Genomic DNA, 14,651 nt, shown 5'->3' with positions numbered 1-14,651 from the left:
GCGGCCCGAAGCGAGCGCGGCGGCTCGAGGCGAGCACGGCGCGACCGCCGGGCCCGGAACGCGCCTCGGTGATCTGCGCCGGGTCAGCCCTGGTCGTGCGCGCGGGCGACGGAGACAGTAGCAGTAGGTGCGGCAGCCGAAGCAGCAGCAGCGATGATCTGCCTCGCCGCGACGTCGGCGCCGGCCAGCAGGGGCGAGGGCTTGCCTGGCGTCGCGCCGATCGCACTGCCGGGCTGCGTGCTCAGCGCGGGTATCCCAAGCACCACAACCCGGTCGTCGGCTGAGCCGTCGCTTCGCACGAGGTTCAGCCCGGGCTCTCGGTCGTCGAGCCGCGCGCCGGTCGCCTCCATGCTGTCGGTCTCGACGTAGGCGCCGTCACGCGAGCGTCGTGTGTGCACGCGAGCCCGGCCAGAGTCGAGCAGGGAGCGGAGCAGCGGGTCGTTGGTGGCGGGCACCTTGCCCTTCGACATGCGCGGCTCTATGAGCGTCCTGGCGTGCACAACCGTGCCCGTGATCGCCGAACTCGCCACGAACTCACCGGCCTCGTCATCGAACGCGACGACGGTCTCCGGCCCCGTCAGGTGAAGGATTCCCGCATCGATGAGCGAGAGCACCTCCCGCGTGCGACTCGAAGGCGGGCCGGACGCGAGGAAGAGCCCGTCCGCGTTGAACCAGCCCTCGAAATCGACAACCGCGGACCGCCCCTCGAGCACGCCGGCGGCTGACAAGCGACCGGCCTGACCCCGCAGAGCACCCATCGCTCGATTGACAGCGGCGCGAGGATGTTGGTCGGGCCATTTCATCGACCCGAGCTCGGCCTCGACCAGCTGCTCGACAAACTGCTTCCAGCGCTCGGCGCTGACAGGTCTGCCCCTCGTAGGGCGTCGCAAAGAGTCGATCGTGAAGGCGTGCGCGCCGTCGTCGAGCTCCTGGTCGATGGATGCGGTCAGCACATCGTCGATGTCGTAGACGTCCTGCGCGCCGTCGAGCTCCTCGAGGGCGGCGTCCACGGGTATGGTCAGCGCGTTCGGCGCCCAGGCGGCGAGCGCGGTCAGGTAGGCGGCGGCGAACTCCCTCGCGATCGTGGGCCACACTTCCGCGCGGAAGTCGAGGGAAGCGGGCTCGGACGCGGCGAGTTCGTCGAACCAGGCACGGTCGGCATGGCGGGCGACGAACGGCGACGCCTCGGCCCAGCCATCCGCTTTGGCACGGTAAGGCACGCCGCGGCGGGACCCGGCGTGCAGGATCGGCTCGCGGCCGGACGGCACGTAGCGGAGGCGGCCCCGCGCGTCGCCGACGACCGGTTCGAACGCTCCTCCGCGGCCGGCAGTCAGCACGGCGACGACGTCGAAGAAGTTGGCGCCGAGCCCCCGCACGATGACGTCCTCACCCGGTGGAACCGCCGACCAGTCCTGCTCGGCGGGCATCCCGGGGGCCACGTAGACGAGGCCTCGCTCGCGAGCCGCCCGCTCGAAGCCGAGCACCTCCTCGCTCGGCAGCGACTGCACCATGCCCTGCGCGAGCACCACGATCCGAGCCGACAACTCGGTGCCGTCAGCGAGAACAACTGTGCGCGTCTCTGAGCCGTCGGCTCGCACATCCACCGCCGTGCCGTCGATGCGCGTCACATCGACGAACCCGCTCGCCTCGGCCGCCTCGAGCTGCTCACGGAAGTAGATTCCCTGCAGCCGTCGAGAGGGGAAGCTGCCGGGCCGCACGGCCCTCGCTTCCTCAAGCAGCCAAGGCGTGGGATGCTCGCCCTTCTCGACGGTGCCCGCAGCCCACTCCACGAGGTCAGGGCCAGGCACTATCGGCCCCGTCATCTGGGTCGACTCGTCGGCATGGATGGTCGTCGAGCCCGAGGTCGTGTTGTTGAGGAACTCGGCGGGCTGGTCCACGCGCCACGTCGCTCCGGCCCCGACGTCGATTGCGTCGACGATCGCGATGCGGATGCGTGCCTCGGGGCGGCGAGCCGCGACGCGAAGAGCCGTGGCGACGGCACGCGGCCCGCCACCGACGATGACGGCGTCGAACATCAGATGCGGTACTCCAGGTCGTCCTCAACGACGGGGCGCACCTCGACGAAGCCCTCGCGCTCTTCGACGGTGACGCGCAGCCCGTAGACCTGCTTGAGGGTGTCCTCCTGCAGCGCCTCGGCCGGCGTGCCGCTCTTGATGATCGTGCCCTGGTCGAGCATGACGATCTGGTCGCAGAAGCGCCCGGCATGGTTGAGGTCGTGGATCGCGATGAGCGCCGTGATGCCCTTCGTGCGCGTGATGCGGCGCACGATCTGCAGGGTCTCGATCTGGTAGCGCAAGTCGAGGGCGCTTGTCGGCTCGTCGAGGAGCAGCACCTTCGGGTCCTGGGCAAGCGCCCTGGCCACCAGCACGCGCTGCGCCTGCCCGCCCGACAGCTCCGACATGTTGCGGTCGACGAGCTCGTCGAGGTTCAGGAGAGTGATCGCGTCCTGCACGTGCCGCCAGTCCTCGGCGCCAGGAGCCATGCCGTAGTGAGGCGTGCGCCCGAGCAGCACCGCCTCCCGAACGGTGAGGTCGAACGGAGCCTCGCCTGACTGCGGCACGTACGCCACTGTCCGCGCGTGCTCGCGCCTGCCGAGGCTGAGCACATCCGTGCCATCGAAGGTCACTGTGCCCTGGCTCGGCTTGTGCACTCTCGCGATGACCTTCGTGAGGGTCGACTTGCCGGAGCCGTTCGGCCCGAGCAGCGCGCAGAACGTGCCGTCCTGCACCTCCAGGCTCACGCCTTTGAGCACCTTGTGCTTGCCGTAGGCGAACTCGATGCCGTCGATCGTCAGGCTCATTTGAGGGCCGTCTTCCTCGTGAGGATGAGCTGGATGAAGATCGGCGCTCCGATGAAGGCCACGACGATGCCAACTGGGATGACCGCAGGGGCGAGGATCGTGCGCCCGACCGTGTCAGCGACGAGGAGCAGCAGGCCGCCGGTGAGCACCGAGAACGGGATGAGGTAGCGGTGGTCTGCGCCGATGATGAGGCGCGCGATGTGCGGGCCCACGAGCCCGACGAAGCCGATGACGCCGCAGAAGCTCACGATGACGGCGGCGAGCACAACCGCCACGACGATGAGGCCGACGCGGAGCGCCTGCACGTTGACGCCGAGGCTCTTGGCCGCGTCGTCGCCAGCGAAGGCGACCGCGTTGAGGTCCTTCGCGAACCACAGCACAAACGGAATGGTCGCGAGCACGAGGATGCCAACCGTCTGCACGTCTCCCCATGTCGCATCGTTCACGGAGCCGAAGGTCCAGCGCACGATCGCCTGCAGCGTGTTCTCGTTGGCCGTGAACTGCAGGGCCGCGGTGAGTGCTTCGAAGAGCTGCGTGATGGCGATGCCGAGCAGCAGGAGCGTGGCGATGGCCATGCCCTTCGCCGAGGCGAGGCCGAGAACTAGGGCGGATACGGCCAGCGAGACGACAAGCGCGCTCGCGATGATCGCCCACGATGGCAGCGTCGTGCCGCCCGCGATCGTGATCGCGAGGGCCGCGCCGAAGGCCGCCGCGGGCGATACGCCGAGGGTGAAGGGGCTGACGAGCGGGTTGCGCAGGAGCCCCTGCATGAGCACTCCCGAAAGGGAGAGCCCGGCGCCGGCCGCGAAGGCGAGCAGCACGCGCGGGAGGCGCAGCTCGGTGACGATGGAGAACTTCTGCGCGAAGTCGTTCTCAAGGGTTCCCCCGAAGATCGACAGCACGACGGCTTTCCAGACGTCGCCGAACGTGACCCCCGCCGTGCCGATCGTGACGGCCGCGATGATCGCGAGGGCGCTCACGGCGACGCCGCCGATAATGGCGAGGCGCTTGACGTTCGCGCGCTTGCGCTCGCTCACGGCGACCGCGTTCTGCTCGCCGGCAGCTCCCGTGCCGGCTTCCGCTGTCGTGACGGTCACTCCGCGCCCGCCTGGTACTGCTGGATGTACTCGCTCGCGCCAGGGAAGTCGGTCTGCTGGAAGTCGACGACCCAGCGCTCGAGGAACTCGTCTGGGTTCACGTCGGCGAACTCCTCGGGGTGCAGCCACTTCGCGAGGTACAGCGCGCCGATGGACTTCGCGACGGCGCTCATCGCCCAGCCGTTCGCGAGGTAGACCTCGCCGTTCTTGATGGCGTCGATGTTCGACCAGCCCGGACGGGAGGTGACCTCGGCTCCGAGCGTGTCGAAGCGTTCCTGGACCGTCGGGGTCGCGCTCGGCTCGAACTCGTGGACGATGACGGCAGGGTTACGCGTGACGACCTCTGCGGGGTCGACCGTGATCTCCTCCTGCTCGTCGCCGCCGCCAGCGGCGTTCTCGAAGACGTTGCTGCCGCCTGCCGCCTCGATGATGGCGTGGAAGCCCGAGCCGGGGAGCACCGTCAGGTACGGGTCGACCGTCTCCCAGTACACGGGCACTGGCTCGACGCCCTCGGTGCGCTCTGCGACGACGTCGAGGATCTCGTTCGAGAAGTCGGTGACAGCCTTCGCGCCCTCTTCCTTCTGGAAGACCTGGCCGAGCAGGCTCACGGTCTCGTCGAAGACGGCGTAGTCCCAGGCGGTCGCGACGACCACGGGGATGCCGAACGACTCGAGCTGCTCCGCGGCTTCCTGCCAGACCGCGTTGCGCGGCATGATGACGACGTCGGGGTCGAGCTCGGCGACCGCCTCGTAGTTGATCTGGTCGAGGCCCTCGGCGATGACGTCGTTCTCGTCGACCGGCAGGTACGGGAGTCGGTTGATGGATGCGCGGTCGACGTCGACAACCGTGTCGCCCGCCCCGATCGCGCGCACGAACTCGTTGCCGTAGCTATTGAGCACGACAGCCCGCTCGACGGGTCCGTTGATCGTGACCTCACGATCCTGGTCATCGGTGACGGTGATCGTCTCGGCGTCGGCTGCACCCTCCGGGGTGACGGTGCCGCAGCCTGCCAGCAGCAGCGTGCTGGCGACCAGGGCCGCGATGGCGGCGGGAAGACGACGTGAGATGGGCATGCGTGAGATGGGCATGGAGGAACCTCTCGGTGGCGGGCGGTGCAGAAGAAGTGGGCTGAGGGGTGTGGGTGCTCAGCTGGCGGCGCGCGACGCGGGCCAGTTGGGCTCTCCGAGGCTCAGCATCAGCCGATTCGCCCAGGCGAAGAACGCCGTCGAGCCGACGAGGTCGAACAGCTCGGCGTCGTCGAGGCCGAGCGCGCGGAGCTCGTCGATCTGGCCGGGGGTTGCGCTCGGTCGGAGCGTCGAGAGGCTCGCGGCGAAGCCGACGATGGCAGACCAGCGCGCATCCTGACCCGCGCTGAGAGCGTCGAGCGAGCTCGGCTGCCAGTTGGCGTCTCGCGGCAGAGCCGCGTCGATGACCCGCTGCACGTCGTCGTGGCGCTTCGACTGGAAGGTCGCCTTGCGCGAGTGCACGGAGGCGCAGTAGATGCAGTCGTTGACCTTGCTGGCCACCGCTGCCGCGAGCTCACGTTCGGCGCGCGGCAGCCCGTCCTTGCCGAGGAAGACGGCGTTGTCGATGGCGCTGCGCGCCTTGAGCACGGCAGGCACTCGCGAGAGCAGTCGGAAGTAGACGCTGTTGGTGGTCGCCTTCGCGGCAAACGAATCCACCTGCTCCGGCGTCAGGTCAGCTTCCGCCGGGGCGGCGACCCAGGGCGACCACTCGAGCTGCTCCTGCGTGTACTCGGTGGGCTTCTGCAAGCCCGAGATCGTGCGGCCCGAGAGGTCCTTGGAGCGACCGGCCGCGACCGTGTCGCGCGCTGGAGCATCCACTCGCTCTGGGGTCCTGCCCGCGAGCAAGGCATCGCCATCAAGAAGCCGCGCGAGATAGCTCTCGAATGCGACGAGCTGGCTCAGGAGAACGATCTCGTCAGGCGCGACGCCGGCGAGCGGCAGCACGTGCTGGTCCTCGTGCGTGGCAAGCGCCGGCGACACGGTGATGAGGTCGACGTGCTCCACGAGTGCCCGAAGCTTCGGCTCGGCTGGCAGCTCTTCGCCGACGAGGCGTTCATCAGCCCCCTGCGAGAGATGCCACTCGGCGAGTTGCGCATTGCCCTGCCAGCGCGCCACCGTTCGGGCGAAGCCGTGCAGCAGAGCTGGCTCGATCACCTGTGGGGACTCGTAGAGCGCCGTGTAGGCGGCGAGCGTCTGCTCGACCACCTCGGGCTTCGCCGCCGTCAGCGACGAGATCGACTCAGGAACAGTCGGAGAGATGCGCAAGTGGGGGTCCTAGCAGTGGAGATCGGGGGAAATCAGATACCAACCTGCCACCACCTGCGACGCCTCGTGCAATTGCGTTACCCCGCATGAACTCACGTCGCCGCCCGCTCAGCTCCCTGATCGCGAGCGCTCGAGACGGCGCCCCTCGGTCAGACCGTGCCAAGGTCCGGCCGCGTGAGGTCGGGCTGCCTGGGACCTGCGAGGTAAGCCGTCCGCGGGATGAGCTCGATGTCAGGCACCGGGTCGAGCGTCAGGCGCGCATGCGTCTCGACGTCGAACCGCTGGTTGCCGTAGCGGAGCTTCTGCCGTTCGATGCCCTCCGGCCGGAATCCGGCGCGGCTGGCGACCCTGCACGATGCGGCGTTGCCGGTGCGGTGGCCGAGCTCGAGACGGTACAGCCCGAGTTCGGTAAAAGCCAGGTCGGCGATCGTCGCGAGGCCCCGCGTCGCAAGGCCCCTCCCCCGTGCGCCCTTCGCGAGCCAGTAGTAGGCCCAGCCCGTCTGGTGCACGTGCTCGATGTTGCTGAGCCCCACGTTGCCCACCGCGATGCCGTCGACGATGATCGCCAGATCGTGCTTGGCGGTGCCGGACACCAGGTGCTGCGCCATGTAAGAGACGTAGTCGAGCTCCGTCGAAGGCACCCCTCCAGGGAACTGTGCGGCGAGGTCCGGCGAGGTGCGCATGGCGTTCGCAAGGGCGGGGGCGTCGTCGGCCACCCATGGTCGGAGGTGTGCATCCACCCCTGCAGTGTCGCACCCGCACATGTGCCGAGACGGGGGCGACGCGCGGATTCGCCGAGCAGGACGTAACATCTACAGGCTCCGGAGCCGGTGGGGGAACATCAGCGTCGGTCTGCGAGACCTCCGGAGCCCACTCACTTTCGCCAGATCGGACGAACTCTTGACCTCAGAAACCCTTTAACCAGCTCCGCGCCGCCTCGGCCATGGGCTGCAGCGGATGCTCGGCCGCGACACCCATGAGAAGGGCCGCGCCGCGACCCCGCTCGAGCTGCTCTACGACCTCGCGTTCGCGGCATCGTTCGGCGCAGCCGGGAACCTCTTCGCCCATGGCATCGCCGAGGGCCACACTGGCCCGGCGATCATCGGCTTCGGCTTCGCGATGTTCTCGCTTGTCTGGGCTTGGATCAACTTCTCGTGGTTCGCCTCGGCCTTCGAGACCGACGACTGGCTCTTCCGACTGTTCACGATGGTGCAGATGGCTGGTGTGGTCATCCTGGCGCTCGGGCTCCCGGCGATGTTCGAGTCCATCGACGAGGGCGAGGTCCTCGACAACCGCGTCATGATCGCGGGCTACGTAGTTATGCACCTCGCCCTCGTCTGCCAGTGGCTTCGCGCGGCCAAGGGCAACGAGAAGTACCGATCCACCGCCGTCACGTACGCGGTCTTCGTGTCGGTGGCGCAGATCCTCTGGATCGTCGTCGCGATCCTCCCGCTGACGCTCGTCTTCGCGCTCGCTGGCGGATTCATCGCCCTCCTCGTCGAGATTGCGGGCCCGCTCGTCGCGGAGACTCGCGGCGCCAAGAACGGCACCGCGACGCCGTGGCACGCGCACCACATCGCCGAACGCTACTCGCGATCATCGCGCTGGGCGAAGGCGTCTTCGGCACGATCGCGGCCGTCACGACGGTCACGACCGAGTATGGGTGGAGCTTCGACGCCATCGTCCTCGTCATTGTCGGCATGGTGCTCATCTTCGGCATGTGGTGGGTCTACTTCATGGTGCCGGCGGCCGAGGTGCTCCACGTCCACCGCGAGCGCTCGTTCCCGTGGGGCTACGGACACTTCTTCATCTTCGCGTCCATCGCCGCGACAGGTGCGGGTCTCCACGTCGTCGCCTACACCTTCGACGAGCACTACCACGTGAGCGATGCGACGGCGCTGCTGTCCGTCGCCATTCCGGTGCTGATCTTCCTGCTCGCCGTGTTCGCCATCTACGCCTATCTGGTGCGATCCCTCGACACGTTCCACATCGCGCTCGCAGCCGGGCCGTCGCGGTGCTTGTTGCCTCCGTGATCATGGCGGCGAACGGTGCAGGCGTCTCAGTCAGCCTCCTCGTTGCCATGCTCGCCCCAGTGCTGGTTGTTGTCGGCTATGAGGCCGTCGGCCACCGCCACGCTGCGGAGCACATCGAGCGAATCGAGAAGGCCGCCACGACCCACTAACCACCTGCGGTCTCGGCGCACCGGCGCCGGCCGCCGCACCCACAGCAAAGAGTTTCGGGATGGGTTTCTCGCTTCGGGATGGCTTGCAAGCCATCCCGAGATGAGAAACCCATCCCGAAACTGTTGGTGCGTCGGTGGGTGGGTGCGCGAGCTACTTGAGGCGGCGGCGCCAGGCGCCCGTCGAGTAGAGCGACCAGGCGACGAGCACTGGCTGGAAGAAGAGGCGCAGGAAGCGCTTCTTGTCGGTGTCGAGCCCGAACGCGTCGCGGCGGTGCACGAACTGCGCGATGTTCCCGGGGAACACGGCGGCGAAGAAGCCGGCGGCGACCCAGCCGACGGTCGGCCGCTGGGCACGGCGTGCGAAGAGCAGCGAGAGCCCGAGCGCGATTTCTGCGACACCGGATGCGAGCACAACCTGGTCGGTCGTCACCGGCACGTACTTGGTCACGGACTTCGGGACCTGCGCCGTGAACTCCTCGCGAGCCACGGTCAGGTGGGTGACCCCCGCAAAGACGAGGAAGCCTCCGAGGAGGATTCGCTTGAACGTGCGAAGCCGCGAGGCTGGTGCCTCCTCGGCGAGACGGATCTCGGAACTCTTGATCGCCATGGTCGCCTACGCCTTCTTGACGTTCTTGCCAAAGCGGAACGCCATGACGAGCTGCGTGATGCCGCCGATGATAAGGATGAACGCGACGATCCAGAGCACAACGACGACGATCCCGGCCGGCCACAGCAGGATCAGCAGGCCCGCGACGATGCTGAGCACACCGGAGAGGATCGCGAACCAGCGCGACTGGTCGGGTGACGCATCCGCGAGTGAGGCGATGCCCTCGATGATCCAGGTGACGGCGATGAGGATGCCAAGCGCGTCGATGAGCGCCGCCGGCTGGACCAGGGCGATGACGCCACCGGCGACCAGGAGCAGGCCGACGATGCCGTTGAAGACGCGCCACCCCGTGGGGAGGCCCTTGGAGACGATGGCCTGGATGAGCCGGAGCGCGCCGGAGAAGACGAAGAAGAGGCCGAAGATCCAGGCGATGGCCGTGAGCGCCTTCACGGGGAACGCGAGCGCGACGATGCCGAGGATGAGCGCGACGGCTCCTCCGATGCCGAACACCCAGCGGAGCGTCGTCACCTGCCTGGGGCTTAGCAGACTCGGGTTGAGGTTGAAACGCACGATGGGGGTGGACTGGCTCACTGCAGGCTCCTTCAGCGGGGGATGCGCCTTGGACGGCGCCGACGCTCCTCGTCCGGGGATCGAGGGGTTGTCGTCATCCTAGTGACGAAGCGGGGTCCGGAGTCACCCGTGTTCGCCCGTCGGCCCGGGGATCAACCGGCCGTGCCCCCTGCCCAAATCCCCTGGAACTAGCCGCCCGTCTCGGAGGGCGACCACCGCACCCGCCGCCGCGATCTCCCCCGCGTCGTGACTCGCGACGACTATCGTTCGGCCCCGAGCCGCGAGCCTCGCGAGGCACGCGGCAATGCGCTCGCTCGACTCCGCGTCGACTCCCGCGGTCGGCTCGTCGAGGAGCAGGAGCTCAGTGTCCTGGGCGATACCCTGCGCGACGAGCGCGCGCTGCCGCTGCCCGCCGGAGAGCTCGCCGAGGAGCCGCCCGCGCAGCGGCTCGAGCCCGAGCTGTTCGAGGGCGTCCCGCACGTGCTGAGCATCGTGGCCGCGCCGCCCCTCGCGCCAGTCTCGCCGCCGGGGCGCGCGGGGTCGACCTCGCCGACTCCCCCACCTGCCCATCGCGACCGCCGCGCCGACCGTCATCGGGAAAGCCTCCGGGAGGCGCGCGTGCTGCGGCACGAAGGCGACGCGCCCCGGTGAGTTGTCGAAGTGCCGCCAGTTGAGCGAGCCCGAGGTGAGCTGCGTTGTCCCCGCCAGCACGCCGAGGAGCGTGCTCTTGCCTGAACCGTTGTGGCCGACGACGACGGTGATCGCGGCGCGCCCGATCTCGAGTGAGACGCCCGCGAGCGCTGGGGCCACGGAAGAACCCGAGGAGCAGTCGCACGGTTTCGTGGAAGGCGCGGAGGAGCTCACGGAGGCCCAGTCGAGCATCGCGAGTATCGGGGCCGACGGCTCCGTGCATCTCCTCAACCTGCTCACGGCAGAAAGCACGGACCTCGGCTCCGTCGCGGATCCCTCCTGGGCCGTCAGCGACGGCCGGTTCGTCTTCGCGGGTGCCGCCTCCGGCCCGACGCAGATCATCGATACGGGCGTGTGGACGGTGCCGCACGGCGACCACGTCCACTACTACCGCGCGGCGCCTGGCACCGCTGGTGAGCTGGCGGAATCGGGCCCGGCTCGCGTCTCCTCGAGCGAGGGAATCGCGACCTTGAGCTACGCGGCGACGGGAACCACCGTGGTGCTCGACCGCCTCTCGCTTGGCCAGGGCGAGATGACGGAGCTCACGCGCATCGCGTCGTCCCCGCACGCTGCAGCCGCCGCGCCGGTCGGCGGCGCGGTCGTCGCGAGCACCGTCGACGCGGCCGGCGGCGTGCCCGTCCTCACTCCGTACTCGCTCGACGGCCAGGCGCTTGGCACAGGACTCGAATGCCCAGACCTGAGCGCCGTGCACGAGACGAGCCTCGGCGCCACGTTCGCCTGCTCCGACGGGCTCCTGTTCGCGGCGGAGCCAGACGCCGAAGCCGCGGACGCCACCCCCGTGCTCACCAGAGTCGAGTACCCCGCGACCGACGGCGCAGGCGCGGCCCCGCCCACCTCTCTGGACAGCCGCCCACACCGGCCCGCCGTCGCCGGCCCCGCAGGTGACGGCGGCATCTGGCTCGCGTCCTCCCGGACGCAGGAGCTGCAGTTCATTCCAACCCCCGCCCCGACCCTCACCGCGGTTGCCGTCGGCGACGACAGCAACCGCGTCATCGCTGTGGACAGCCAGGGGACACTGCTCGTCATCGACGGGGAGAGCGGCGAGGTGACCGGCACGCAGGCGGGCCTCGTCGGAACCCCGGAATCGGCGGCGAGCATCCACCTCTCTGTCGACACGAGCCGCGCCTACCTGAGCGGCACCGGCTCGAGCGCGCTGCACGAGATCGATTACAAGGACGGCGCTCGGGTCGCTCGCACCCTCGACCTGCCGACTGCCCCCGCCTTCGCCTTCGAGACCGGAAACTGAGCATCAACATCACACCCACCAGGAGGTACATGCAGCGCCTCCTCGCCTCAGGCGCCGCGGCCGTCGCGATCGCCGCTGGCCTCACCGCCTGCAGCGCGGGAGGCTCCGGGGACAGGCCGGAGATCGTCGTCACGACCAACATCCTGGGCGACGTGGTGACCGAGCTTGTCGGCGACCAAGCAACCGTCACGACCCTGATGAAGCCGGGCGCAGACCCGCACTCCTTCAGCCTCTCCGCCCAGGAGGCGGCCGCCATCGAGAACGCCGACTTCGTCGTGTCCAACGGGCTCGGCCTCGAAGAAGGCGTCGCGCGGCACCTCGGCCAAGTCGACGCGGCCGGCATCCCGCACTTCGTCGCGAGCGACGCGTTCGAGCCGCTCGCATACACGGAGGGCGACGCCGAGGGGATGGATGACCCGCACTTCTGGACCGACCCCGCGCGCATGTCGGCGGTCGTCGATGCCCTCGCCGACCGCCTCGCGGTCGACGTCGAGGGCATCGACGTCGCGGCGCTCGAGACCGCGGTCGCCGACTACTCGGGACAGCTCGGCGAGCTCGACTCGTGGATGCAGGCCCAGTTCGACACGATCCCGGCGGATTCGAAGAGCCTCGTCACGAACCACCACGTGTTCGGGTACCTCGCCGAGCGCTTCGGCTTCACCGTCGTCGGCACGGTCATCCCCGGCGGGACCACCCTCGCCGCCCCAAGCGCGGCCGACTTCGCCGAGCTGAGCGCCGACATCACCGACGCGGGTGTTTCGACGATCTTCGCCGACTCCTCGAGCCCCGACGACCTCGCCAAGGCCCTCGCGAACGAGGCGGGCATCGAGGTCCGCGTCGAGCCGCTCTTCACCGAGTCACTCACGCCCGCAGGAGGCGGCGCCGAGACCTACCTCGAGATGATGCGCGCCAACACGGAGCGCATCACGGCGGGCCTCGCCCAGACGAGCGAGTGACGGCCTGCGCTACTGACCGCCTGGCCACGTTCCCCAATCCAATCAGCACCCCCACAACACAGAGAGGGTCTCCATGACCATCGCTTCCCCCTCCAGGACGCGCGGCGCCATCGCCGCCACCGCCCTTGGCATCCTCGCTCTCACCGGCTGCGCCCAGACCACCCCTGCCGCGACCGGCGAGGCGGCGGCTCCCGCGGGTTCCGCTTCCACCCCCGCCTCCGAGCGCGTCACGCTCACGTACGACGGCGGACTCGTGGTGCTGGACGCCGCAACCCTCGAGGTTGTCGGTGACGTGCCCATTGAGGGATTCACGCGAGTCAACCCCGTCGGCGACGGGCGCAACGTGCTCGTCACGACCGACGCCGGCTTCCAGGTCCTCGACACGCAGCAGCCGGCGCTTACCGGCGTCACGTTCGAGGGGCCGAAGGCCGGCCACGCGGTCCCCCACGCAGGCAACACGGTGCTGTTCTTTGATGGCACCGGCGACTCGGTCATCTTCGACACGGACGCGCTGCTCGCCGACAACACGAAGCTGCCGGAGACCGAGACGGTCGCGAGCGACGCCGCGCACCACGGCGTCTCGACCGAGCTCTCGGACGGCACCTTCGTCACGACGCTCAGCGACCGCTCCGGCATCGTGGCAACCGACGCCGACGGCAACGAGCTGGCGCGCTCGACCGACTGCCCCGGCGTGCACGGAGAGGGCACCGTGAGGGACGAAGTTGTCATCGTGGGCTGCGAGAACGGCGCGCTCTCGTACGCGGATGGCACGATCACCAAGCTCTCCTCGCCTGATGAGTTCGGTCGCATCGGCAACATGTTCACAGCCGAGGACTCCTCCATCGCCGTCGGTGACTACAAGTCCGACCCGGACGCCGAGGGTTACCTGCTGAGCGCATTCAGCCTCGTCGACACCGAGACGGGCACGATCTCCGTGCACGACCTGCCTGAGGGGGTCGGCTACACCTTCCGTGACCTCGACCGCGGCACGGACAACGCGGCGATCATCCTCGGCTCCGACGGCGCCCTGCACGTCTTCTCAGAGACCGACGGCTCCCCGGTCACGTCCATCCCCGTCATCGACGCGTGGGAGGGGCCGGCCGAGTGGCAGGACGCGCACCCCGCCCTCAAGGTGCAGGACGGCGTTGCCTACGTCACCGATCCAGCGACCAGCACCATCCACGCGGTCAACCTCGAGACCGAGGAGATCGTGACCTCGGAGGCGCTCCCGGGCGTGCCCAACGAGATCGCCCTGAGCTAGCCGCAGGAGTTCCGCTCACCCCTCGCTCTGCATTACTGCACGAGCCTGAACGGTGCCCTGGGCGCATGGGGAGCACTCCCCATGCGCCCCTTGTGCCAACGGCAATAGGATGCCGAACAGCGGGCCCCTCAGCCCAGCCAATGCAGGCATCGTGCTTCAGGGGAAGCAGAGAACAAGGAGATTAAGCATGCGCAGCGAACTATTCGCGGAAACGAACCGGGAGAGCCAGAGCACCGAACGTTGGGTGCTGCAGTCCAAGAAGATGCTGCGCGTCGGCTTCGGCCCAGAAGTGCTCGCGGCCAAGGGCGCCATGGTCGCCTACCAGGGCCAGTTCGACTTCAAGCACGAGGGCTCCGGTGGCCTCGGCAAGTTCATGAAGAAGATGGTCTCGGGTGAGGGCGGCTCGCTCATGCGCGTTGCCGGCCAGGGCGAGGTCTTCTTCGCGCGCCAGGGCGCCGACGTCTTTACGCTCACGCTGGAGGGCGAGGGCATCACCATCAACACGTCCAACCTGCTCGCGTTCGACGCGAACCTGCAGTGGGACATCAAGATGCTCGCCAACGCCGGCATGATGACGGGCGGCCTCTTCAACCTCGAACTCGGCGGTCACGGAACGGTCGCCGTGTCGAGCGACGGCCCGCCCATGGTGCTGGACTGCTCGGTACAGCCGACCTTCGTCGACCCCCAGGCAGCGATCTGCTGGTCGCAGAACCTGCAGCCGACCATCAAGAACGACTTCAAGATGGGCTCGCTCATCGGTCGCGGTTCAGGCGAGTCGTTCCAGCTGGCCTTCCACGGCCCCGGATTCGTCGTTGTACAGCCGAGCGAGGGCGCGCCGATCGTCGCGACGGCCTGAGCAGCCAAGTCGAAGAAGGCACTGAAGCGCAGCGCGAATCTCGCAGGCGATGC

Annotated in this window: 14 protein-coding genes and 1 pseudogene; 6 read left to right on the top strand and 9 right to left on the bottom strand. The window is 68.7% G+C overall.

Annotation, left to right across the window (positions count from 1 at the left end):
• Positions 1-83: 83 nt before the first annotated feature.
• From FHX72_RS14575 to FHX72_RS14550, 6 genes are all read right to left on the bottom strand, one after another.
• The gene (locus FHX72_RS14575) at positions 84-2,036 is read right to left on the bottom strand and encodes an FAD/NAD(P)-binding protein (protein ID WP_183625993.1); all 1,953 of its coding nucleotides are present in this window, start codon (positions 2,034-2,036) and stop codon (positions 84-86) included.
• Entirely contained in the window at positions 2,036-2,821 is a 786-nt protein-coding gene (locus tag FHX72_RS14570) for an ABC transporter ATP-binding protein (protein ID WP_068494861.1), read from the bottom strand. The genes FHX72_RS14575 and FHX72_RS14570 overlap by 1 nt, the downstream gene beginning before the upstream one ends.
• Positions 2,818-3,918 (bottom strand): FecCD family ABC transporter permease, encoded by a 1,101-nt coding sequence (locus FHX72_RS14565; RefSeq protein ID WP_068478974.1) that lies wholly within the window; start codon positions 3,916-3,918, stop codon positions 2,818-2,820. Before FHX72_RS14565 ends, FHX72_RS14570 begins: the two co-directional genes overlap by 4 nt.
• Complete coding sequence (locus tag FHX72_RS14560) at positions 3,915-5,006, bottom strand: ABC transporter substrate-binding protein (protein WP_244964246.1); 1,092 nt, start codon at positions 5,004-5,006, stop codon at positions 3,915-3,917. The genes FHX72_RS14565 and FHX72_RS14560 overlap by 4 nt, the downstream gene beginning before the upstream one ends.
• A gap of 57 nt (positions 5,007-5,063) precedes the next feature.
• Entirely contained in the window at positions 5,064-6,209 is a 1,146-nt protein-coding gene (locus FHX72_RS19160) for a peroxidase-related enzyme (protein WP_068494863.1), read from the bottom strand.
• Positions 6,210-6,358: 149 nt separating this feature from the next.
• A complete protein-coding gene (locus FHX72_RS14550) occupies positions 6,359-6,949 on the bottom strand; it encodes a GNAT family N-acetyltransferase (RefSeq protein WP_183625991.1) in 591 nt (196 codons plus the stop codon).
• Between the two features lie 217 nt (positions 6,950-7,166).
• Here FHX72_RS14550 and FHX72_RS19965 point away from each other — a divergent pair.
• Positions 7,167-8,242: pseudogene (locus tag FHX72_RS19965) on the top strand (low temperature requirement protein A).
• A 2-nt stretch (positions 8,243-8,244) separates the two neighbouring features.
• The gene (locus FHX72_RS19145; RefSeq protein ID WP_235812671.1) at positions 8,245-8,391 is read left to right on the top strand and encodes a hypothetical protein; all 147 of its coding nucleotides are present in this window, start codon (positions 8,245-8,247) and stop codon (positions 8,389-8,391) included.
• A gap of 151 nt (positions 8,392-8,542) precedes the next feature.
• On the opposite strand, the gene FHX72_RS14540 is transcribed toward FHX72_RS19145, so the two are convergent.
• From FHX72_RS14540 to FHX72_RS14530, 3 genes are all read right to left on the bottom strand, one after another.
• Positions 8,543-8,998, bottom strand: a complete 456-nt coding sequence (locus FHX72_RS14540) for a DoxX family protein (protein WP_068478979.1) — start codon at positions 8,996-8,998, stop codon at positions 8,543-8,545.
• A 6-nt stretch (positions 8,999-9,004) separates the two neighbouring features.
• Entirely contained in the window at positions 9,005-9,589 is a 585-nt protein-coding gene (locus tag FHX72_RS14535) for an HdeD family acid-resistance protein (RefSeq protein WP_068478982.1), read from the bottom strand.
• A 102-nt stretch (positions 9,590-9,691) separates the two neighbouring features.
• The gene (locus tag FHX72_RS14530) at positions 9,692-10,378 is read right to left on the bottom strand and encodes an ATP-binding cassette domain-containing protein (RefSeq protein ID WP_221186949.1); all 687 of its coding nucleotides are present in this window, start codon (positions 10,376-10,378) and stop codon (positions 9,692-9,694) included.
• A 31-nt stretch (positions 10,379-10,409) separates the two neighbouring features.
• Here FHX72_RS14530 and FHX72_RS14525 point away from each other — a divergent pair, with 31 nt between their 5' ends.
• From FHX72_RS14525 to FHX72_RS14510, 4 genes are all read left to right on the top strand, one after another.
• A complete protein-coding gene (locus FHX72_RS14525; protein WP_183625987.1) occupies positions 10,410-11,525 on the top strand; it encodes a YncE family protein in 1,116 nt (371 codons plus the stop codon).
• A gap of 29 nt (positions 11,526-11,554) precedes the next feature.
• Positions 11,555-12,481 (top strand): zinc ABC transporter substrate-binding protein AztC, encoded by a 927-nt coding sequence (aztC, locus tag FHX72_RS14520; RefSeq protein WP_183625985.1) that lies wholly within the window; start codon positions 11,555-11,557, stop codon positions 12,479-12,481.
• A gap of 73 nt (positions 12,482-12,554) precedes the next feature.
• Entirely contained in the window at positions 12,555-13,742 is a 1,188-nt protein-coding gene (locus FHX72_RS14515) for a hypothetical protein (RefSeq protein WP_183625983.1), read from the top strand.
• Positions 13,743-13,929: 187 nt separating this feature from the next.
• A complete protein-coding gene (locus FHX72_RS14510) occupies positions 13,930-14,598 on the top strand; it encodes an AIM24 family protein (RefSeq protein ID WP_068484067.1) in 669 nt (222 codons plus the stop codon).
• Positions 14,599-14,651: the final 53 nt, after the last annotated feature.

This window comes from Pseudoclavibacter helvolus, from assembly GCF_014191305.1.
GTDB lineage: Bacteria > Actinomycetota > Actinomycetes > Actinomycetales > Microbacteriaceae > Pseudoclavibacter > Pseudoclavibacter helvolus.
Note: the sequence above shows the minus strand (reverse complement) of the source record. Positions and strands in the feature narration are given on the sequence as shown.